Below are 21,382 nucleotides of genomic sequence, written 5' to 3'. Positions count from 1 at the left end.
GCGCGCAGATGGCCAGCGCCGAGGGCGCAGGGCGGCAACGGTATCCGCTGAGTGAGGCGCAGACCGGGCTGTGGTACGCGCAGCGCCTGTCGCCTGCGCCCGCAACATTCAATACCGCACACGTCGTGTGGTTTGAAGGCGCGCTGGATGTCGACCGTTTCCGTGCGGCTGCCGATGCAGCCGCCGCTGAAGCCGAGGCACTGTGCCTGCGCGTGGCCGAAAACGAAGCGGGCGTGCCGCAGCAGTGGCTGGACCCGGAACACATTCCGCGTGTGCAGGTGGTGGATCTTTCTGTCCCGACCGATCCGCTGCACGCCGCGCGCGAGGTGATGCAGGCCGACCGCCTGCAGCCGGTCGATCCCGGCCGCGACCGCATGGCCCAGCAGCGCCTGTTCGTGCTCGGTCCGCGGCGTTTCGCGTGGTATCTGCGGGTGCATCACCTGGCCACCGATGGCTATGGCATGGCGCAGTTCAGCGCCCGGGTGTGTTCGCTGTACGCCGGCGAAGCCAGCGATGGTCTGCAGCCGCTGCGGCCGGTGCTGGACGAAGATGCGCAGTACCGCACCGGTGAGCGCCGGGTGGCCGATTCGGGCTACTGGCGGGCCTACATGCAGGACGCGGCACCCGCAGAGGGACTGGGTGGTGGCATGGCAGCGGCAACAGCCGATGCGCTGCGCGTGACCGAAACCATCAACGTGCCGCTGCGCGAACAGCTGTTGGCCGCTGCGCAGGCCATGGGCCAGCCATGGCCGGACCTGCTCACCGCGTTGACTGCCGAGTACTGCCGACGGATGACGGCCAGCGATGAGGTGACCGTCGGTGTGCCTTACATGGGGCGGCTGGGCAGCGCCTCGGCACGGGTCCCGGCGATGGTGATGAACGTGCTGCCGCTGCGCGTAGCCGCGACCGCAGATGAAACCGTTGAGGCCAGGGTGCGCGATACCGCACGGGCGCTGGTGCGGGGCCGCCGGCATGGCCGCTACCGGGGCGAGCAGATCCGCCGCGACCTGGGCTGGAGCGGCCAGCAGCATCGGCTGCACGGCGCCCTGGTGAACGTGCAGCCGTTCTACCGGCCGCTGCCGTGGCCGGGGGTCACGGCGCAGCTGGAGGTGCTGTGCACCGGACCGGTGGACGACATCACCTTCGGTTTCCGCGGGGATGCACTGACGTCGCTGGCATTGGAGATCGAGGCCAATCCGCAGCAGTACACGCGGCCGGGGATCACCGCGCATGCCCGACGGCTGCTGCATTTCGTGTCGTCCGCGCTCGACGTGCAGGCACGCGGTGGCCCGCTGGCAGACATTGCGCTGTGCACGCCTGACGAAGCGCAGCACTGGCTGTACACCGTCAATGCCACGCAGCATGCAGTTGCCGATGTGTCACTTGCCGCGCTGCTGAACCTGCAGCTGGCCGAGTCGCCAGACGCAACCGCGCTGGTGTACGACGGCGAGGCATTGAGCTACGCGGCGCTGGAACAGAGCAGCCGTGCGTTGGCGCTGCAGCTCCAGGCAATGGGCGTTACCCGCGAGTCGCGCGTTGTGGTGGCCCTGCCGCGTTCGTTGTCGCTGCTGATCGCGCTGGTGGCGGTGGTACGCGCCGGGGGCGCGTACCTGCCGGTGGACCTGGATCATCCGGATGCGCGGCTACGGAAGATCCTGGCGTCGGCGCAGCCGCAGTGCGTGCTGGCCGAAAGAGGCGATGCACATCGCTTCGTGGGCGCGCCGGTCCTGTCGCCGTCGCAATGGGCAATCCGCAGCGATGTGGCTCTCCCCGATACCGTGCAACCGGGTGACGCGGCCTATGTGATCTACACCTCCGGCTCCACCGGCGAGCCCAAGGGCGTCGTGGTGGAACACCGCGCCATCGTCAACCGTCTCGAATGGATGCGCAGCCAGTACCGGATCGGGCCGGAGGCGCGCATCCTGCAGAAGACGCCGGCCACCTTCGACGTTTCGGTGTGGGAGTTCTTCCTGCCGCTGATCAGCGGTGCCACGCTGGTGATCGCATCGCCCGGCCTGCACCGCGACCCGCAGGCGCTGACCCGATTGATCGTGGCCGAGCGCATCACCACGCTGCATTTCGTGCCGTCCATGCTGGATGCCTGGCTGGCCGTGCCGGATCTGCGCGGCCTCCCGCTGCAGCAGGTGTTCACCAGTGGCGAGGCGCTGGACGCCGGCTTGCGCGACCGCTTCCACGCGCGTGTCGACGCGGAGCTGCACAATCTCTACGGCCCCACCGAAGCAGCGGTCGACGTCAGTTACTGGCCGGCGTCCCGTGAGGACCGTTCGGACCCGGTGCCGATTGGCCATCCGGTCTGGAACACGCGGCTGTACGTGCTGGATGCACAGCTTCGGGCGCTGCCGGCGGGCGTGCCCGGCGACCTGTATCTCGGCGGGGTGCAGCTCGCGCGTGGGTACCTCGGGCGCGAGGACCTGACCGCCGAACGCTTCCTCGACGACCCGCACGTCCCCGGAGGACGCCTGTACCGCAGCGGCGACCGGGCACGCTGGCGTGATGACGGGGCGCTGGAGTACCTGGGCCGCAGTGACCACCAGGTCAAGCTGCGCGGCCTGCGCATCGAGCTGGGCGAGATTGAATCCGCGTTGCGCGGGCTGCCCGGCGTGACCCGCGCCGAGGTGCTGCTGCGCGACCAGGACCCGGGCATGCCGGCACGCCTGGTGGCGTACGTGTCCGGCGACGTACTGGACGCAGGAAGCCTGCGCCGTGCGCTCGGCACGCAGTTGCCCGAATACATGGTGCCGGCGGCCATCGTGGTGGTACAGGCGTGGCCGGTAACGGCCAACGGCAAGCTCGACCGCGCCGCGCTGCCACTGCCGGATACCCACGCGGCCGGCCGCAGCGCGCAGACGCCCACGGAACAGGCCCTGGCGGCGCTGTTCCAGCAGGTGCTCGGGCTGGCGGCGCCGGCTGCAGCGGACGCGGACTTCTTTTCGCTGGGCGGCGATTCGCTGTCGGCAGTACACCTGCTGCTGGCGATCCAGCAGCGTTGGCAGCAGGACCCGGGATTGGGTGCGGTATTCGCCACGCCGACGGTGGCGGGCTTGGCTGCACGCCTGGAGGCGCCGCTGCAGGACGCCGACCACGGCCTGGCGCCAGTGATCACACTCGCGCGCGGTGAGCCGGGCAGGGTGCCGCTGTTCGTGATCCATCCCGCAGGCGGCATCGCCTGGAACTACCGCGAGCTGGGCCGTGCGCTGCACCCGGCGCGCGACGTGCACGGCCTGCAATCGCCGGTACTCGACCCCGCGCAGCCGCTGCCGGCGGGGATCGATGCGCTGTCCGCCGACTACGCCGCACGCATCCTCGCGCTGCAGCCGCAGGGCCCGGTGCACCTGTTGGGCTGGTCGGTGGGCGGCATCATCGCCCAGGCCATCGCGGTGCACCTGCAGGCGATGCAGCGTGAGGTAGGCGCGCTGGTCCTGCTGGATGCCTACCCCAGCGAATGCTGGCGCGCGGAGCCCGAGCCGGATCCGGTGGCGGCGCTGCGTGCGCTGTTGGCCATTGCCGGCTACGACCCGGAGCGCCACCCCGAGCTGGACAGCCGCGAGCGCATCGTGGCGTTCCTACGCCGCGGCGAGAGCGCGCTGGGCAACCTGCCCGGGCACGTGCTGGACGGCGTGGTGCGCGCGGTGACCGGCACCAACCGCTTGATCCGCGAGCATCACCATCGCCACTTCGCCGGCACCCTGGTGCATGTGCGCGCCGGCAATGACCACGCGCAGCGGCCGCACCTGCAGTCTGCGCTGTGGCAGGCGCACGCCTCGCGGGTGGAGGCACTGCCGCTGCCGTTCCTGCATGCCGAGCTGACCGGCCGCGATGCCGTGGCGCAGCTGGCGCCGTGGCTGTCGGCGCGGCTGCAGCACTGGGACGGCCTTGAACGAAAGGACAGGACATGAAGCTGACAGGATTCGAGAACACGATTGCACTGGTCACCGGTGCCGGCGGCGGCATTGGCGCTGCGCTGGTCCGGCAGCTGCTGGACAGCGGCTGCAGGGTGGTCGCCACCGACCTGGCCGCACCGGCGCTGCCGCCCCATCCGCGACTACACCCGCGGTCACTGGACGTGACCGATTCAACGGCGGTTGACGCACTGGTCGGAGCGGTTGAAGTCACCCTTGGCCCGATCGGCTTCGGCATCAGCGTTGCCGGCGTGCTGCAGGTCGGCGAGGTCACCGGCATCGATGACGCCCAATGGCACCATGTGTTCGCGGTCAATGCTGATGGGGTCTTCCATCTAAGCCGTGCGCTGGCGCGGGTGATGGTGCCGCGCGGGCAGGGCGCCATCGTGACGGTGAGCTCGAATGCCGCCGGCGTGCCGCGCCATGGCATGGCCGCATATGCGGCGTCGAAGGCGGCGGCGACCATGTTCACCCGCTGCCTGGGCCTGGAACTGGCGCCGCACGGCATCCGCTGCAACATCGTGGCGCCGGGGTCGACGCTGACCCCGATGCAGACCGGCATGTGGGCCGATGACCACGGCGCGCAGCGGGTCATCGATGGCAGTCCGGCGACCTACAAGGCCGGCATTCCGTTACGCAAGCTGGCTACCCCGGATGACATCGCGCAGGCGGTGATGTTCCTGCTGTCCGACCAGGCCGGCCACATCGCCATGAGCGACCTGTACGTGGACGGCGGCGCGACCCTGCGCGGCTAGCGCGCGGTGCGGCTGCGGCGCGGCTTGGCCGGGGTGCGGCCGGGCACGCTGTCGCGGCTGGGCAGGGTGCCGCGCTGCTGCATCTGCTCCAGCCAGGCCAGGTTGTCGATGTAGGCGAGGAAATGCTGCAGGTACGCGGGCGACACCTCGCCCATCCAGCCGATGGCACGGTGCACCAGCACGCTGGAGTTCAACGGGCCGCCATCGCTCGGGGTCTGCGCCAATGTCTGCCGCACCTGGCCGGCGGTACGCAGCGCGGCCCACGCACTGCGGAAGTCGGCCAGCGCCGGCAGTACAGGGTAGTCGGGGTTGTGCGTGGCGCGCGGCTGGCCCAGCGCGGCCAGCGTATCCGCCGTTTCTGCGCGCTTCGCGGGCGCGGTTGCAACGGGCGCGGCAGCCACGCGTTCGGCGTAGGCAGCCAGCAGCGTCTCCAGGCGGGCGTCCAGCACGCCGCGCAGCGAACCGCTGGCCCGCTGCGCGCGGCGCTGCAGCGCTTCCAGGAAGGCGAACTGCACCGGATCGTGGCGATCCAGCTGCTGCCCGCGCCAGTGCGCGAGCCGGTCGCTGACGGTGGTACGGTTACCGTCCATCGCCCGCCACGGTCGGCTTCGGGCGTGGGATCGGCGCCATTTCGACACGGCGATTGCGTGCGCGGCCTTCTTCGTCGGCGTTGGAACCCACCGGCTGTTCGGCACCGAACGCGGCGGCGAACACCGAACCGGCCGGCACGCCTTCGGCGATCAGGGTGCGGGTCACGGTCAACGCGCGCTCGGCCGACAGTTCCCAGTTGTCGGCGAACTGGCGGTTGCTGTCGCGTACCGGACGGTCATCGGTAAAACCGCTGACCATCAGGATCTCTTCGCGCGATGAAAGATACCCGGCCAGCGGCGCGGCCAGGCTGCGCAGCAGCTCGCGGCCTTCCGGCTGCAGCTGGTCGGAATTGAGCGCGAACAGCACGCTGCCGCGGATGCCGATGCGGCCATCCACCAGCGTTACCCGCCCGGCGGCCAGCGGGCCGGCCAGGGCCTGTTCCAGGGTCTGGCGCCGCTTGGCTTCAGCCTGGCGCTGCGCTACTTCCTCATCGAGGCGATGCGACAGCTCCAGCTGCAGCGCCACCACGCCGACCAGGATCAGCACGAACGCGCCCAGCAGCACCGACATCAGGTCGCCGAAGGCGGCCCAGATCGGCGCGCCGGTTTCGCCTTCCAGTTCGATCTCGTCGCTCATGCGGTGGCGGCCCCGGCGCTGCGGCGGCGGCCGGCCAGCTGCTGCAGTTCCTCGATGATCTGCTGCTGGGAGAGCACGCTCAGGTCAATCACTTCACGCGCCTGGGTCACGTAATAGGCCAGCTGCTCATCGCTGCGGGTCATCGAGGCATCCAGCGCGCCGGCCACCTGCTGCAGCTGTTCACCCAGCCCGGTGCTGGCGGTGCCGAAGCTCTGCATCGCAGTGCCGAACGCGTCGGCCAGGCTGGCCACTTCCACCGCGCTGCCGCTCAGTTGCGCGGCCACGCCATCCAGCTTGCCGGTCTCGGCAGCAATGTGGTTGGTGAACTGCGTGCCCACGCGCTCCAGCAGATCGGCCGAGGTGCTGACCAGCGCGTCCACGGCGGTGCGCTGTTCGGTGGACGCGTGGTTGACTGCATCCAGCAGCGTTTCCAGCGTGGCCAGCAGGCGGGTGCGTTCGTCGAGCATGGCGGTGTCGCGGACCATGCTGTCGGACAGCTTCTGGCGCAGTTCGGCGACCACTTCGGCGGCCGCCTTCGGGGCTTCCGAGGCGAGCGTGACCAGCCGCGAGATCTCGCTGATGGTCTCGGCCGCATGCGCCTGCGCCTGCGTGCCGATCTCGTGTGCGGTACGCGACAGGGTTTCGCAGACCGCCTGCTGGCTGGCCGCAACCTGCGCGCCGTTGTCGGCCCATTGCTGGCCGAGCTGCTCCGACAACTGGGTGAAGGCATCGCTCCAGGTGGCCAGGCGCTGCGCATCGCGGGCCTCCAGACGATCCTGCAGGCCGCTGTGCGAGGCCTGCAGGCCATCCACCAGCGAACGCGCATGCCCATCGAAGCCGGCCGTGGCCGCGACCAGTGCCTGCTGGTTGCGTTCGGCCAGTTCGGCGTTCACCGACTGCTGGCCCTGCAGTGCATCGCGCCACGCCTGCGCGTGGGTGCTGGCGCTGTTGTCCATGCGCTCGGCGAGGGTGTCGACCCAGGCAGTCAAACGCGTACCCACCGAATCGAGCAGGCGGGCACCGTGCTCGCCCTGCAGCTGGCTGAAACCTTCAAGCGTGCTGCGCAGATCGCGGGTAAGGGCGGCATGGCGCTGCGCCTGTTCGGTCTGTGCCCCGGTCCATGCATCCACGCTGGCGTCGAGACGGGCGGCCAGGGTTTCCAGCAGCTGCACGGCACGCTGGTCGTGCTGTTCGCTGAGCGTGGCCAGGGTAGAACGCAGTTCTGCCGACAGGGTGTCGTGCGCCTGCTTCTGACTGCTGAGCGCAGCGTTCCAGGTCTCGCTGGTGGCGGCGCGGCTGGCATCGAAGCCACTGGCCAGGCCGTCCAGCTGCGCGCGCACGGCATCGCCCACCGTGGCCTGCAGGGCAGTGGTCTGCTGGCTGATGCCGGCCATGGTCTCGGCCATGATCGGCTGCAGCGCCTCGCCGACCGCGCGCGCACTCTGCGCGACGCTGGCCTGCAATGCCTCCTGCACCGAAGCGGCGAGGCGCTCATGGGCGGCCTCGGCGCGGGCATGGAAGGCGTCCTGGCTGGCCGACAGGCGTTCGCCGGCCGCGCCGCTCTGCGCTTCGATCGCGGCACTCATCGCTTCCAGGCGGTCCACCAGCGCCGGCATCAGGCCTGCCTGCGCCTGCAGCAGGCGGAAGGCTTCGGCGCGCTGCCACGCCTGCGAATGCAGGTGCAGGGTGGTGGCGATGCGGGTATCCAGCTGCTGCACGCCCAGCAGGCGTTCGCGCCGGCACAGCGCCGACAGCAGGCCCAGCATGGCCGAGGTGGCCACGCCGGCAATCGAGGTGCCGAACGCCACGGCCAGGCCTTCCACCGGCGCGCCCAGCGAGCCGCGGATGGACTGCAGGTCGGTGGCGCTGCCCAGCGCCAGCCCGGTGCCGCGCAGGGTGGCCATCATGCCCAGCAGGGTGCCGAGCATGCCCAGCAGCACCAGCAGGCCGACCAGATACGGGGTCAGCACCGGCGCCGGCAGCGCCACGCGCTCGCCCTCCACGCGCAGGCGCACCGCGTTGCGCAGGCCTGCCGGTACCTTCTCCAGCCAGTCGCCCAGGTTGGCCGGTGCCGTCGCCGCCTCCGCCACCGCGACGTTGAGTCCTGCGGTAGCCGCCCGGTAGCGGTGCAGTTCCACTGCACCGGCCACATAGCAGGCGGCAATCACCAGCGCCATGGCCAGGCCAACCGGGTTGCTGCCCACGTAACCGGCACCGATCCAGCACACCGCCAGCAGGCCGGCAAGGAAAACAACGAGGTAGAGAGGAGTTCTGAACATGACAGCCCGGTTAGTGGGGGCGAAGCGCTGCAAGCAGGCCTTCGATGGGGTGAAAACGGACATCCAGCTCGGCCAGCAGCACGGCCTGCATGTCGTTCCTGAACAAGTGCAACCAGCCGCTGTCGGGATCGACCTCAGCGGTGCCGGCGTCGTCGCGCAGACGCTCGAAATGGGCGCCGAGCAGGGCCGGCACGCTGGCCAGCAGTTGCTGCTCGCGCGGGCTCAGCGCCTGCTCCATGGCGGCGTCCACCTCGGCCAACCGGGGCAGCTCGCCGGGCCCGGCACTGAGCCGGTCCCGCAGCAGGCCGCGCAGGCGCCCGGTGGCGGTGAGCATGGCGCGCTGCACGGTGAGACAGCGCTGGCGGTAGGCGGTGGCGTCGGTCGCGGCCGGTTTGCCTGCCGCCGGCGGGGCGGTGATGCTTTCGACCAGGGTGGCGCGTACCCGCGCGCATTCCTCGTCAAGCGCCTCGACGGAACCCGGTGCGGCGTCGGCCACGGCCGGCAGCCGCCCGTCGAGCGCGCGCGACAGGGCCACGGCCCGGGTCCAGTCGATCCACTGGCTGAGCCGGTCGGACAGGTCGGGCCCGGTACGCGGGGCGTTGCGGTCGGCCAGCGCCGCCAGCAACCGGATGAAGGGCGGGCCGGGGACAGGCGTGCGGTGCTGCTTCTTCGCCATGGTTCCGGTCAAAAACCGCGAATTTTACACTGTAATGACCGACCGACTCCCTGAATGCCCTTGCACACACGGTGAACACGCGCCTATGCACCGCGCTTACATCCGTTTCCCTACGGTGGGGGCGGGCCAACACATCGCCCGTTTTTCCATCCAAGGAGTTCACCATGTCCACCCTGCAGATCCCCAAAGGTACCCTCGTCATCGTCGCTGATGGCGGCTCGGCCCGCGTGTTCACCAATGTGGGCGACGGCCGCACCCTGCAGCTGAAGCAGGAGGAGGAACTGGAGGTCAAGGACATCAGCGCCGAAGGCGTCTCCGGCCAGGGGCCATCCGGCTCGGTGCCCAAGGACATGAGCATTTCCCAGCTCAATGAGGCCACCTTCGCCAAACAGCTGGCGCAGCAGTTGAACGATCACGCGCTCAAGCACCGCTATGAGCATCTGATCCTGATCGCCGACCCGACTACGCTGGGCCACATCCGGCCGCAGCTGCACAAGGAAGTACAGAGCCGGATGCTGAAGGAGATCGCCAAGGACTACACCAATTCCACGCTGGACGACATCCAGCGCGCCCTGGCGGCCTGAGTCATGGCCTACGCACGCAGGTTCACCGATCTGCTGGAGCCTGCCCGCGCCGAGGTGGAGGCTGGCACGGGCTGGCAGCTTCTGGAATTCGGCACGGACTGGTGCGGGCATTGCGCGGCTGCGCAGCCGGTGGTCAAGGACTTTGTTGAAAAACACGACCTTGACCACCGCAAGGTCGAAGACGGCAAGGGGCGCCCCTTGGGGCGCGCCTTCACGGTCAAGCTCTGGCCCACGCTGGTACTGCTGCGCGACGGGCTGGAGGTGGCACGGGTGGTGCGCCCCACCGCCGAGGGAGATCTGGATGCCCTCGACCGCGCCCTCGGGTAGATGAATATCCCTTTATTCCCAATTTACCCAAAAGGGGTATAGTGGGCACATCCCTCCGCTGGATGTCCGTCATGAGCCTGCCCCTGGATGTTCCCGGCCTTGAAAAGGCCACTGCGTCATCGGTGAAGACCCGGGGCTGGCCGAGCCTGATGCGCACCGTGCGCGAAAAGCAGGCCCTGGTGATCACCAACCACAACCACCCCGAAGCGGTGATCGTGGACATCAAGGCCTACCAGGAGCTGCTGGCCCGCGCGGCGGGCAACCCGGATGACGCGCGACAGGGGGAGCTGGATCGACTGCGCGCGGAGTTCGATACCACCCTGGCCAGCCTCAATACCGACGGTGGGCTGGGCAAGGTGATGGGCCAGCCGATCCGTCGCGGGCGCAGGACCGCCCTTGGCCCGTCGCTCTGATCGGTGGCGCGGATCCTGGTACTGGCCGGCGTCAATGGCGCCGGTAAAAGCTCGCTGCTGGGCACATGGCTGCGCGACGCCGGGCTGACCTGGTTCAATCCGGACAGCTTCACCCGGCGGCTGGTGGAGCAGGGCTGGCCGCTGGACGAGGCCAACGCCGCAGCATGGAGCGAGGGCGCCCGACGGCTGCGCCAGGCGATGGCCGATGGCACCGACTTTGCGTTTGAAACCACCCTGGGCGGCAACACCATTCCGCGCCTGCTGCGCGATGCCTGCCAGACCCACGACGTGGCGATCTGGTTCTGCGGCCTGCACAGCGTGGCGCTGCACATCGAACGCGTGGCCGATCGGGTCAGCCAGGGCGGACACGATATTCCGCACGACAAGATCCGCGCACGTTTCGATTCCGCGCGCGAAAACCTGATCGAACTGCTGCCGCATCTTGCCGAGCTGCATGTGTACGACAACAGCGCGCCCGCCGATGCAAAGGGCAGGGCCGCACCGCTGCCGCTGCTGCAGCTGGATCGCGAGGGATTGCATTTTCCCGTCACGGTGATCGATCTGCTGCAGACGCCCGATTGGGCCAAGCCCATCGTGATGCGCGCGATGGAACTGCAAAGCGGGGCCTGATGCAGAGCGGTAGGGTCGCATCCCAATCGACGATGTGCATGGATGCACGAGTGGTGAGGCCGCAGGATGCGGAAGAGCACCACCGCCGTGGAATTGCCAACATTCGATTACGGCATGACCGTCGGCGACATCACGCTTCTGCCTCGGCACAGTCCATGCGTTACCGAACGCGGAAGCGCTGAGGGCAGTCGTTCGGGAACCGACTCTACCAATGGACGTCAACGATTGCCCCAACTTTACCAATGGCTGAAAAACGCCTTGAAACAAGGCGTTTGGACAACATGTGAAGAATCGATAAAGGCCACATGCACACACTGTGGTAACATGTGCGCTTGATCATTGTCCCGGGCCGTTGCCCGTCTCTCGGTCATCCTTCCTGCAGCGCCGTGGTGTACCACGCGGCCGTCCGGGAACGCCTGTTGTTACCCCTCTTCGCGCCTCGTGCCGCGTTCTTCCAGAGGCGGTGTTTACCTGTGCCTTGCGCGGGACCTCGGGTGCGTTGATGACCCTGCTTCCAGGAGAAAGCAGATGCAGGAACTGCATGCCGCACATGCCCATTTCGGGTGGTTCAAGCGCCGCCGCCAGATGAAGGTCGACGAAGTCACCGTGGTCGATCGCCCCATGCTCAAGAAAGCCGTGGGTGCCGCCGCGCTCGGCAATGCGATGGAATGGTTCGATTTCGGTGTGTATGGCTATCTTGCGGTCACGCTCGGCCAGGTGTTCTTCCCCGCCAGCAGCCCGACCGCGCAGCTGATCGCCACCTTCGCCACCTTCACCGTGGCGTTCCTGGTCCGCCCGCTGGGCGGGCTGGTGTTCGGCCCGCTGGGTGACCGATACGGCCGCCAGAAAGTGTTGGCCTTCACCATGATCCTGATGGCGCTGGGCACCTTCAGCATCGGCCTGATTCCGTCCTACGACAGCATCGGCATGTGGGCCCCGGCCTTGCTGCTGCTTGCGCGCCTGGTGCAGGGGTTCTCCACCGGCGGCGAATACGGCGGCGCGGCCACGTTCATCGCCGAATATTCCACCGACCGCAACCGCGGCCTGATGGGCAGCTGGCTCGAGTTCGGCACGCTGGGTGGCTACATCGCCGGTGCGGCCACGGTGACCGTGCTGCACATGGCCTTGAGCAGCACGCAGATGCTGGACTGGGGCTGGCGCCTGCCGTTCCTGATCGCCGGCCCGCTGGGGTTGCTCGGCCTGTACATGCGCATGAAGCTGGAAGAGACCCCGGCCTTCCGCGCCTATGCCGAAGAGGCCGACAAACGCGACCTCGAACGCCCCGGGCTGGGTGCGCTGCTGCGCGTGCATTGGCCGCAGCTGCTCAAGTGCGTGGGCCTGGTGCTGGTGTTCAACGTTACCGACTACATGCTGCTCACCTACATGCCCAGCTACCTGAGCGTGACCATGGGTTATGCCGAGAGCAAGGGCCTGCTGCTGATCATCATCGTGATGCTGGTGATGATGCCGCTCAACGTGGTGGGTGGGATGTTCAGTGACCGCCTGGGCCGCCGGCCGATGATCATCGGCGCGTGCATCGCGCTGTTCGCGCTGGCCATTCCGTGCCTGCTGCTGGTCGGCAGCGGCCACGACGGGCTGATCTTCCTCGGCCTGATGCTGCTCGGGTTGGCGCTGGTGTGTTTCACCAGTTCCATGCCGTCCACCCTGCCGGCGCTGTTCTACACCCCGGTGCGCTACAGCGCGCTGTCGATCGCGTTCAACGTCTCGGTGTCGCTGTTCGGTGGCACCACGCCGCTGATCACCGCCTGGCTGGTGGAGCGCACCGGCGACCCGCTGGTGCCGGCGTACTACCTGATGGGCGCGGCGGTGATCGGCCTGGTCACCATGCTGTTCGTCAACGAAACCGCCAACCTGCCGCTGCGCGGCTCGCCGCCGGCGGTAGCCAGCGAAGCCGAAGCCCACGCCCTGCTGCGCAGCGATGAGCCGGTGACGGTGGATGCCACGCATCCCACCCTTCCGGAAGCGAACCGTAGCGACACGCCACGCGTGTCTGGCGCAATCTGAAACCACCGACGCCGCCCGAAGCCTGGCCCAGCCAACCCACCCCAAGCGACACCCCCGCGCCGCAACATGCGGCGCGGGGACAACCAATGCTAGGATCGGTTCACCTTGAATCGATCTAAATCCATATGAGCAGAGCGGGGAAGTCGGGGTTGGTGGCACTGGCCATGGGCGCCATGCTGGTGGCAGGCACCGCAGCAGCGGCGCCGCAGAGCGCAGGCGAACGCGCCTACGCCGCCGTGGATCCATTCATTGGTACCGGGGGCGAAGGGCATACCTATCCCGGCGCGACGGTGCCCTTCGGCATGGTCCAGCTCAGCCCGGACACCCGCATCCAGCCGCGCGAAAAGGCCTACGACTGGGCCGCCGGCTACCGCCACGACGACAGCAGCATTGTCGGCTTCTCGCACACCCATTTCTCCGGCAGCGGCCATTCCGACCTGGGCGATGTGCTGGTGATGCCGTTCACCGGCGACCCCGGCCTGGAGCGTGGCGATCCGGAAAAGCCGCGCAGCGGCTACGCCTCGCGCTTCGACCACAAGGATGAGAAGGCCGAACCGGGGTATTACGCGGTCACGCTGCAGGACTACAAAGTCCGCGCCGAACTGACCGCCAGCGCGCGCACCGGCGTGCACCGTTACACCTACCCGAAGGGCCAGGAGGCGAAGGTGCTGCTGGACCTGCGCACCAGCCTGTACGACTACCCCGGCAAGATCCTGTGGTCGCGCCTGCGCCTGCGCGAAGACGGCACCGTGACCGGCTTCCGCGAGACCCGTGGCTGGGCGCCGGGCCGCCAGTTGTATTTCGCGATGCGCTTCTCGCGCCCGCTCACCGGGCACGCGCTGCACAACACCGAGACCGACATCGCCTACAAGGGCTTCCCGCCGCCGGGGCAGAACCACCCGGAGCAGCGCCCGCAGATCGAAGGCCGCCAGTTGGTCGGCACGTTCGACTTCGGCAAGCTCGATGCCCCGCTGGTGGTCAGCGTGGCGATCTCCTCGGTGAGCGAAGCCGGCGCCATCGCCAACCTCGACGCTGAAGCGAAAGACCAGAACTTCGACCGCATCCGCGCCGACGCCCGCACGCAATGGCAGCAGGCGCTGTCAGTGCTGGACATCGAGGCCCCCGCGCATGACAAACGCAGCGCCTACACCGCGCTGTACCACAGCCTGCTCGGCCCGACCCTGTTCATGGACGTGGACGGCCAGTACCGTGGCTCGGACAATGCCGTGCACCGCGCCGAGGGCTATACCAATTATTCGACCTTCTCGCTGTGGGACACCTACCGCGCCCTGCACCCGCTGCTGACCCTGGTGCAGCCGGAGCAGCGCACCAGCGACATGGTCAATTCGCTGCTCGCGCACCAGCACAACAGCGCCTACGGCATGCTGCCGGTGTGGGCGTTCCACGGCCAGGAAACCTGGTGCATGATCGGCTACCACGCGGTGCCGGTGATCGCCGATGCCTACGTCAAGGGCATTCGTGGCTTCGATGCCGACAAGGCGCTGCAGGCGATGGTGGCCACCGCAAACTACGGCCCCTACGATGGCATCGCGCAGTACCGCGAGCTGGGCTGGGTGCCGATCGACGAAGAGGGCGAGGCGGCCAGCAAGACGCTGGAGTATGCCTTCGACGACTGGACCATCGCGCGCATGGCCACGGCCATGGGCAAGACGGATGTGGCGGCCGAGTTCGACAAGCGCGCCGGCAACTGGCGCCATGCCTTCGACGCCGAAACCGGCTTCATGCGCGCACGCAAGCGTGACGGCAGCTTCCGCACCCCGTTCGATCCCAGCGCCAGCGGCTACGGCACCGACTACACCGAAGGCAACGCCTGGCAGTATTCCTGGTACGTGCCGCAGGACGTGGCCGGCCTGGCCGAAGTGCACGGCGGCGCCGACAAGCTGCTGGCGCGGCTGGACGCCGTGTTCGATGCCAAGGTCGATCCGTCCATCTTCGAGCACATGGAAGACATCACCGGCCTGATCGGCTGGTACGCGCACGGCAACGAACCCAGCCACCACGTGGCCTACCTGTATTCGTACGCGGGCCAGCCGTGGCGCGCGCAGGCGCGTTTGAAGCAGATCATGGACACCCAGTACGCCGACCGCCCCGATGGCCTGGCCGGCAATGACGACCTGGGCCAGATGTCGGCCTGGTACGTGTTCACCGCGCTGGGCTTCTACCCGGTGGCACCGGGCAGCGCCGAGTACATCATCGGCCGCCCGTTCCTGCCCAAGGCGGTGCTGAACCTGCCCAACGGCAAGAGCTTCCGCATCACCACCGACGGCATGGGCAAGGGCCACGAATACGTGGGTTCGGTGACGCTCAACGGCAAGCCGTTGAACCGCACGTTCCTGCGCCATGCGGAAATCCTGGCCGGCGGCGAACTGCACTTCACCCTGCAGGCAACGCCGAACAAGGCATGGCCGGGGCAGGGCGCGGAACAGCCGTACTCGATGTCGCGCTGACGCCGCTCAGCTGTCCTCGTCCCAGCCATCGCCGTCCCCGTCCACCGGGGGCGGCGATGTCGTTTCCAGGTCCGGATCGACCGGTTCCAGCAGCGTGTAGTCGTCGCGCTTGAGGTCGCGGAAGGCGCGTCCGACCGGATACGCCTCCAGTGCCGGCGAGCGTACCCGCAGCGAGGCAGGGGTGTTGGCGGCACCGGAAAGCCATGCCAGTGCCAGCTCGGCGGACAGGAACACCGGCCCATCCGGCGTCAGCGGTTCCGGAATGGCGCGGTTGGGTGCGGTGAGCACGCTGAAGGAATCCATCGCGTGGCCGTCGCCGTCCTCCCAATGCTCCCAGAGGCCGGCGGCCAACAGGGCCAGGCCATCGCGTCGCTGCACGAACAGCGGCCACGGCGGCCGGCGCTGGCGGTCCAGCTTGTAGTAGCCGGTCATCGGAATCACGCACGGGCGTTCTGCCCAGGCCTTGGCAAAGATGCGGCTGCCCGGCGCCCGGTCCAGCCGGGCGGTGACGGTGGTGTAGGGCGTATCCGGCGTCTTCGACCAGCGCGGCACCAGGCCCCAGACCATGTCGGTTACGATCAGCTCGCCATCGGCATTGCGGGCCAGCACCGATGCCGTGGAACCCTTGCCGATGTTGTAGCGGTCCGGCGCTGCGGCCACGGCAGTGGCGAGACCGCGCGGCAGTCCGTCGGGGACCGATTCCGGCTCGGCAATGGCTTGGGCGAAACGACGCATGGGTGCAGGGTAGGGCGCGTGCCGTGAGCGTGTGGTTGAGTGGCGGCGCGGGCGGCGCTAGAGTCGCGGGGTGGTTGTTTCGCGGTATCTGCCCATGCCTCATCGGAAAAAAGACATCCCGCCGGTTGACGCCGCGGGCCAGCGCCTGCCGCTGGGCCCCGAGTCCGCCGTGCTGTGCCGGGCGCGCGATTACGCCGCCGGCACGGTGATTCCGCTGCACCACCATCCGGACCGCCACCAGCTGGTCTACGCCGCCTCCGGCGTGCTGGTGGTGCAGGCCGGGGCAGGGCGATGGGTGGTGCCCAGCACGCGCGCGATCTGGATGCCGGCCGGGATCGGCCACAAGGTGAGCTGCATCGGCGCGGTGCGCATGCGCAGCCTGTACATCCTGCCGCAGGCCATCGCCGATGCGCCGCCCAGCGCAGCGACCGTGTCGATCACGCCCTTGCTGGCCGAACTGATCGGTGCGGCCGCCATCGTGGAGCAGCCCTACGTTCCGGACTCACGCGACGGCCATCTCATGCAGCTGATCCTGGACGAACTGCAGGCGCTGCCGGTGCTGCCACTGCATGTTCCGGAACCGGTCGACCCGCGCCTGCAGCAGATCGCGCAGCACTGGGACGCCGCGCCCGACGACGCCTCCACGCTGCAGGACTGGGCCGTTCGCCTCGGCGTGGACGCCAAGACGATCCAGCGCCTGTGCGCGCGCGAACTGCACATGACGTTCGGTCAATGGCGCCAGCAGATCCGGCTCGTCCGCGCCCTGGAACGCCTCGCCCATCGCGAAAAGGTCATCGACGTAGCGCTGTCGCAAGGCTACGCCAGCCCCAGCGCGTTCACCGCCATGTTCAAGAAGCGCTTCGGCCAGCTGCCCAGCCAGTTCTTCGAGTAGTGCCGGCCGCTGGCCGGATCCCCGCCACCCAAGCGAAAGGTCGTGCTGACGGTAGTGCTGAATGTCGGTCGGCAAAGCACTGAAGCTGCCGACCGTTGGGTCGGCAGCGAGAGACATCTGTATCAATCAGGGGCGCGGCGTTGGTTGCCGGGAATGGGCAAACGACTGGTACAGCTGTGACGCGCGTCGGTCGATGGCCGCCTGTTCCATCTGCTGCAGTCCAGGAAAGCGCCGCTGCAGCTCGTCACTTGCCTTGGAATCACCGAGAATGTAGGCGACTCTCAGATACGCGCCAGACTCTACGATGCCGCCCAATCCCGGTGTCCCATACACTCTCGACATTGCGTAATAACCATAGATGCTGCCTCGCTGAGTCGCATCGAAGATGTACACGAGACCAGCATCGGTATCTCCTTGCGAAGCCAATCGTTGGCCATAGTTGACCATCGCCGCCAGCGAGCCTCTATCAGCCTCGCGCTTCAGCTGACGATCTGACATGGCCTCGAGTCGATTCAGCAGCTCGGAGGATGGATACCCATTCTGTAACAGCCACCGGGCCTCTTCGGGTGTATTTGCGCCGAGAATATCCGCGTCGCAAACAGGACCCGCTTCGCAGATGTATGCCAATGACAAAAGCTCCTGCGATGGAGTTGAGCTGCCAGGAGGAGGGGGCGCTGAGGAATTGTCCGCACTTGGCTCGGAAGCCACCTGGGCAGCCTTCTCCAATTCCGCTTCCTTTGCCGATGCGTTCTCGTGCCGAACGCAGCCTGCGCTTGTCGTCAGGACTATCATGATTGAGATCGACAACACGAGCCTGTGGTTGCGCATGGAGAAATTCTTGGTCAAATGCTGCATTGCTTTTCCTGAATCTGCGTCCACCAGCGAGAGCAAGTTGTCTCCTGAGTGACGTGATCGTACTTGATCCTAAGAGAGTTCGCCGGATTAAGCGCGTTGACAAGTGTCTGTGGGAAATAGTCCGAAAGACTGATTCCTTCGCGATTGAGCCATTGAGCAAAGAACTGGGTAAACGACATTGTAGGTTCGGCTTCCGCCTGCAGCCTTCCCATTGCACCAAGACATAGTCGTTCCGGATTGGTCAGCCCAATACCCAGTCGGTAGGAATCCGAATCCTGTGTCTGTAATGAGCATGCATTTGATAGCGTGCGGAAGAATTGTTCGTTGATCTGATTGACTGGATAGCCTCCGGCGACGATAAAGTTGGTATGGCCATTCAGCGCTGCCGTAACTTGTCCGCGGGCTCGCGGTGACGTGCTGGGCTGTTCGCGGTAATAGAGCAGCTTGGCCAGCCCGCTTCCGTTCGGATACCGCTCGCGCCCGTACTCTGGTCCTCCGGGGAGGGGAATGGGGTTGGGGCACTGGGGAGGCTTTCGGGCAAGGAGCTCGGTGCACCTCGGGTGCGGGCCGGTGCTTCCCTGTCCCCCGTCTCCTCCGCCTCCATGGTTTCCGCCATTTGAGACATCACTACCAGGCCACGGGTCTGGTTCCGGATCGCTGGGGCGAGGGTGCGTTACTTCGATTGTGTCTTCATTCCGGGTATCGGTCGTGTCGGCAACTGAGTTCTGCGACACCAACCCTCCGCTGCAGATCAAGGTGAGGTAAATCAGAGAGCGGATTGACTTGCATAGACTTGTCTTTGAAGCTGGCCTCTTGTTCGGGTTTTTGTGCTGCGCTGCTTCCATGGGGCTCATTCAATTCCTGTTGGTGTATTTAGCTCGTCGATGCACGCGATGAGTCTATTGATGGGGCATTCTTCGTTCCTTTCCCTATGCAGGTTCAATGTGTTGGTCGCAGTGGTGAGGATCTTTCCTGCGAGTGATGCCCCGGTGCGATCAATTGCCCGGATCGTTTCTTCCGAGAACCTGCCAAAGCAGCATGTCGAGACCACCAGCGTCCGCCATGGCTTGCTGTCGGGATAAAGTCGCAGGACTTGTTCTGTTAGTTGGCCAAGGCGGACTAGTGCTGTTGAGGTGCGGGTCGCATCCACCTGCAGTTTGCTTATCGCACCTGCGTCTCCTGACCATGCGCGGCCAAATTGGCGGCGGTCTTCAAGCAACATCAGCGACAGCGCTAATCCTCCGGAATCCTGGCTGGCAAGGCTCAGTGCGGACATCCACAGTCGCGCGAAGCGCCCATTGCCGTCGGTTAGAGGATGGATATGGGTGAACTGGAAGAGGAAAATCTGGGCGATCTGCGTCGGACAGGCGCAGGCAAGTTCTCGCCCCAGGAATTCGCGTAGATCTGCAAGTAGGGAAGTGATGTGCGCTACTGGGGGTGGCACAAGCCAGGCATCCTGGAATGTGGCCCCGTCGACCCATGTAAGGCTGTCGCGAATGCTCGGCGTGCTGCTGCCAGAGTTCCGTGAAAAGCTCAGGATCTCATCAGGGTCAATAGCCGATACGAGTGTTGCTTTAGAGCGGTAGGCCGATACCATTCGCAGCGAGTGGGAGCCGATATCGGTGGGGATCGCCCCGTGAGTCACCATCCTCTGTTTGCCGCTGCTCAATGCCTCAATTCTTCGGGCAATCAGAAAGAGCAGGTCGCAGGATATGCGGCCGGCAGCTCGGGACGGAGCGTCAAGCCCCTGGAGAGGGGCTGGATGTGAGTAGATGTACGGCTTACTTCCATCCAGTGCGCGAACCATGGCCGCGAATTGGCTCGGCCTCTTCGGACGATAGAGCGTGAAGTTGGTCACGCAACTTCGCTGCCAAGGCAGGCTGAGCTGAGGCAGGCCTCAATCTCAGGGAGCGATGCTCGCGCCCAGGGCGAGCGCGACGGAACTCTACGGGTAACACTTGCTTGCAGTGGACAATCCATTTGCCGAGTCTCGCTTTGCTCCTGGCTGGAAAGTTGAATTACTTTCCGGCATCCGCAATTGAGTGCGGAGGCTGAGCAGCGTATTTCGGCGCACGCTGGATATCCAATTGATCTTCACGGCACTTGTGGGCCGGAGTGATATTTCCCGTCGATCGTTAGCTAGCGAGCTGCAGCTGTCAGCTTCCAATAACGCGAAAAGTCTGACGCGAAACGGTAGTGCCGACTGTTAGTCGGCAACTATGTCAGCGCCCGTTGGTCTTCGGCAGAAACGCAGTAGCCAACCCCAACAACGGCAGGAACGAGGTGAGGTGGTAGACCCACACGATGCCATGGATGTCAGCCAGCTTTCCCAACCCGGCCGCGCCGATCCCACCGATACCGAACATCAGCCCGAACATGAGCCCGGACACCATCCCGACGCGCCCCGGCACCGCTTCCTGCGCATACACCACCAGCGCGGCAAACGCAGACGACATCACCAGCCCGACGGCAACGGCCAACACCGCAGTGCCCATCAGATTGGCATAGGGCAGGGCAAGCGCGAACGGCGCCACGCCCAGGAACGAAATCCAGATCACTGCCTTGCGCCCGATCCGGTCACCCACCGGGCCGCCGATGAAGGTGCCCAGCGCGATCGACGCCAGGAACACGAACAGGTACATCTGGCTCTGCTGCACGCTCAGGTGGAAACGTTCGATCAGGTAGAAGGTGAAGTAGTTGGTGATGGAGGCGATGTACACGAACTTGGCGAACATCAGCACAGCGATCACCGCGATGGCCTGCACCACCTTGCCGCGGCTCAGGCCGATGCCATGCGAGCGCGCCAAGCTGTTCATCTTGGCCTGACCGTGGCGCACGGTCCAACCGGTCAGCCGGAACAGCACGAAGATGGCCACGGCGGCGATCAGCAGGAACCAGCCGATGGCGCGCTGGCCGTGCGGAATCACCACGGCAGCGGCCAGCAGCGGGCCGATGGCCGAGCCGGTATTGCCGCCGACCTGGAAGGTGGACTGCGCGGTGCCGAAACGCCCGCCCGAGGCCATGCGCGCCACCCGCGAAGCTTCCGGGTGGAACGTGGCCGAGCCCACGCCCACCACGGCGGCAGCCAGCAGCAGCATTTCGTAACTGCTGGCCATGGCCATCATGCCGATGCCGACGAACGTGGCGATCATGCCGGAGGGCAGCAGGTAGGGCAGCGGGCGCTTGTCCGTGTACATGCCCACCCACGGCTGCAGCAGCGAGGCGGTGAACTGGTAGACCAGCGCGATGGTGCCGATCTGGCCGAAGGTCAGCGCGAACTGGCTCTTGAACATCGGGTACACGGCCGGCAGCACGGCCTGGATCATGTCGTTGAGCAGGTGCGCGAACGCGGCGGCACCCACGATGCGGATCGCAAAGCCCTGGTGGGCGGGATCGGACGCGGCAGGCAGTGCCGGCGAAGCAGGGACGGCGGGTGAAGCGGACGGCGGGGTTTCTGTGCTCATGGGACCATTGGAACTACAGCTGCGGTCCCGGCCGGCCACGCCGCCAGGGATCCGGCGCGTGCTCCAGCCTGGACCTGGTGGGGGACAAGCGGAGCACGAGGGTAAGCCGACCGCACGCTGCCGTCTCGCGCG

17 protein-coding genes are annotated in these 21,382 nt (G+C 66.8%); 9 read left to right on the top strand and 8 right to left on the bottom strand.

Annotation, left to right across the window (positions count from 1 at the left end; genetic code table 11):
* Positions 1 to 8: 8 nt before the first annotated feature.
* Together V9K91_RS09050 and V9K91_RS09045 are read left to right on the top strand one after the other, a co-directional pair.
* The gene (locus V9K91_RS09050) at positions 9 to 3,917 is read left to right on the top strand and encodes an amino acid adenylation domain-containing protein (RefSeq protein WP_337308183.1); all 3,909 of its coding nucleotides are present in this window, start codon (positions 9 to 11) and stop codon (positions 3,915 to 3,917) included.
* The gene (locus tag V9K91_RS09045; protein WP_306988475.1) at positions 3,914 to 4,675 is read left to right on the top strand and encodes a 2,3-dihydro-2,3-dihydroxybenzoate dehydrogenase; all 762 of its coding nucleotides are present in this window, start codon (positions 3,914 to 3,916) and stop codon (positions 4,673 to 4,675) included. The genes V9K91_RS09050 and V9K91_RS09045 overlap by 4 nt, the downstream gene beginning before the upstream one ends.
* On the opposite strand, the gene V9K91_RS09040 is transcribed toward V9K91_RS09045, so the two are convergent.
* From V9K91_RS09040 to V9K91_RS09025, 4 genes are read right to left on the bottom strand one after another with little or no spacing between them, the layout of a single operon-like run.
* On the bottom strand, positions 4,672 to 5,265 hold the full coding sequence (locus tag V9K91_RS09040; RefSeq protein WP_336443090.1) for a DUF2894 domain-containing protein: 594 nt from the start codon (positions 5,263 to 5,265) through the stop codon (positions 4,672 to 4,674). The genes V9K91_RS09045 and V9K91_RS09040 overlap by 4 nt on opposite strands.
* Positions 5,255 to 5,902 (bottom strand): OmpA family protein, encoded by a 648-nt coding sequence (locus tag V9K91_RS09035; protein WP_068852349.1) that lies wholly within the window; start codon positions 5,900 to 5,902, stop codon positions 5,255 to 5,257. The genes V9K91_RS09040 and V9K91_RS09035 overlap by 11 nt, the downstream gene beginning before the upstream one ends.
* Positions 5,899 to 8,181: a DUF802 domain-containing protein gene (locus V9K91_RS09030; protein ID WP_336443089.1), complete on the bottom strand. Its 2,283-nt coding sequence runs from the start codon at positions 8,179 to 8,181 to the stop codon at positions 5,899 to 5,901. Before V9K91_RS09030 ends, V9K91_RS09035 begins: the two co-directional genes overlap by 4 nt.
* Positions 8,182 to 8,191: 10 nt before the next feature.
* Positions 8,192 to 8,869, bottom strand: a complete 678-nt coding sequence (locus V9K91_RS09025; protein ID WP_176472663.1) for a DUF3348 domain-containing protein — start codon at positions 8,867 to 8,869, stop codon at positions 8,192 to 8,194.
* A 152-nt stretch (positions 8,870 to 9,021) separates the two neighbouring features.
* On the opposite strand from V9K91_RS09025, the gene V9K91_RS09020 reads away from it, so the two are divergent.
* The 6 genes from V9K91_RS09020 (at position 9,022) to V9K91_RS08995 (ending at position 15,304) form a co-directional block, all read left to right on the top strand.
* Positions 9,022 to 9,441 carry a host attachment family protein gene (locus V9K91_RS09020; protein WP_093535732.1) on the top strand — a complete coding sequence of 140 codons (420 nt, stop codon included), beginning with the start codon at positions 9,022 to 9,024 and terminating at the stop codon, positions 9,439 to 9,441.
* Between the two features lie 3 nt (positions 9,442 to 9,444).
* Positions 9,445 to 9,768 carry a thioredoxin family protein gene (locus V9K91_RS09015; protein WP_336443088.1) on the top strand — a complete coding sequence of 108 codons (324 nt, stop codon included), beginning with the start codon at positions 9,445 to 9,447 and terminating at the stop codon, positions 9,766 to 9,768.
* Positions 9,769 to 9,839: 71 nt separating this feature from the next.
* Entirely contained in the window at positions 9,840 to 10,181 is a 342-nt protein-coding gene (locus V9K91_RS09010; RefSeq protein WP_068852335.1) for a type II toxin-antitoxin system prevent-host-death family antitoxin, read from the top strand.
* A 3-nt stretch (positions 10,182 to 10,184) separates the two neighbouring features.
* Positions 10,185 to 10,811: a hypothetical protein gene (locus V9K91_RS09005; RefSeq protein WP_217538163.1), complete on the top strand. Its 627-nt coding sequence runs from the start codon at positions 10,185 to 10,187 to the stop codon at positions 10,809 to 10,811.
* A gap of 528 nt (positions 10,812 to 11,339) precedes the next feature.
* Positions 11,340 to 12,836, top strand: a complete 1,497-nt coding sequence (gene proP / locus V9K91_RS09000; RefSeq protein ID WP_307106875.1) for a glycine betaine/L-proline transporter ProP — start codon at positions 11,340 to 11,342, stop codon at positions 12,834 to 12,836.
* A 125-nt stretch (positions 12,837 to 12,961) separates the two neighbouring features.
* On the top strand, positions 12,962 to 15,304 hold the full coding sequence (locus V9K91_RS08995) for a GH92 family glycosyl hydrolase (protein ID WP_095363939.1): 2,343 nt from the start codon (positions 12,962 to 12,964) through the stop codon (positions 15,302 to 15,304).
* Positions 15,305 to 15,310: 6 nt separating this feature from the next.
* Here the strand turns inward: V9K91_RS08995 and V9K91_RS08990 are convergent, their stop codons facing one another.
* Positions 15,311 to 16,039 (bottom strand): SOS response-associated peptidase family protein, encoded by a 729-nt coding sequence (locus tag V9K91_RS08990; RefSeq protein ID WP_095363940.1) that lies wholly within the window; start codon positions 16,037 to 16,039, stop codon positions 15,311 to 15,313.
* Positions 16,040 to 16,133: 94 nt separating this feature from the next.
* On the opposite strand from V9K91_RS08990, the gene V9K91_RS08985 reads away from it, so the two are divergent.
* Positions 16,134 to 16,931, top strand: a complete 798-nt coding sequence (locus V9K91_RS08985; RefSeq protein WP_336443087.1) for a helix-turn-helix transcriptional regulator — start codon at positions 16,134 to 16,136, stop codon at positions 16,929 to 16,931.
* Positions 16,932 to 17,057: 126 nt separating this feature from the next.
* Here V9K91_RS08985 and V9K91_RS08980 read toward each other — a convergent pair whose 3' ends face one another.
* The 3 genes from V9K91_RS08980 to V9K91_RS08970 form a co-directional block, all read right to left on the bottom strand.
* On the bottom strand, positions 17,058 to 17,822 hold the full coding sequence (locus tag V9K91_RS08980) for a hypothetical protein (protein ID WP_336443086.1): 765 nt from the start codon (positions 17,820 to 17,822) through the stop codon (positions 17,058 to 17,060).
* Positions 17,823 to 18,636: 814 nt separating this feature from the next.
* Positions 18,637 to 19,644: a Fic family protein gene (locus V9K91_RS08975; protein WP_336443084.1), complete on the bottom strand. Its 1,008-nt coding sequence runs from the start codon at positions 19,642 to 19,644 to the stop codon at positions 18,637 to 18,639.
* Positions 19,645 to 20,008: 364 nt separating this feature from the next.
* Positions 20,009 to 21,250, bottom strand: a complete 1,242-nt coding sequence (locus tag V9K91_RS08970) for an MFS transporter (RefSeq protein WP_336443083.1) — start codon at positions 21,248 to 21,250, stop codon at positions 20,009 to 20,011.
* Positions 21,251 to 21,382: the final 132 nt, after the last annotated feature.

The sequence above is a fragment of the Stenotrophomonas sp. CCNWLW57 genome (assembly GCF_037203925.1).
Classification (GTDB): domain Bacteria; phylum Pseudomonadota; class Gammaproteobacteria; order Xanthomonadales; family Xanthomonadaceae; genus Stenotrophomonas; species Stenotrophomonas rhizophila_A.
The sequence above is the reverse complement of the archived record's forward strand: the minus strand, read 5'-3'. Positions and strand labels throughout refer to the sequence as shown.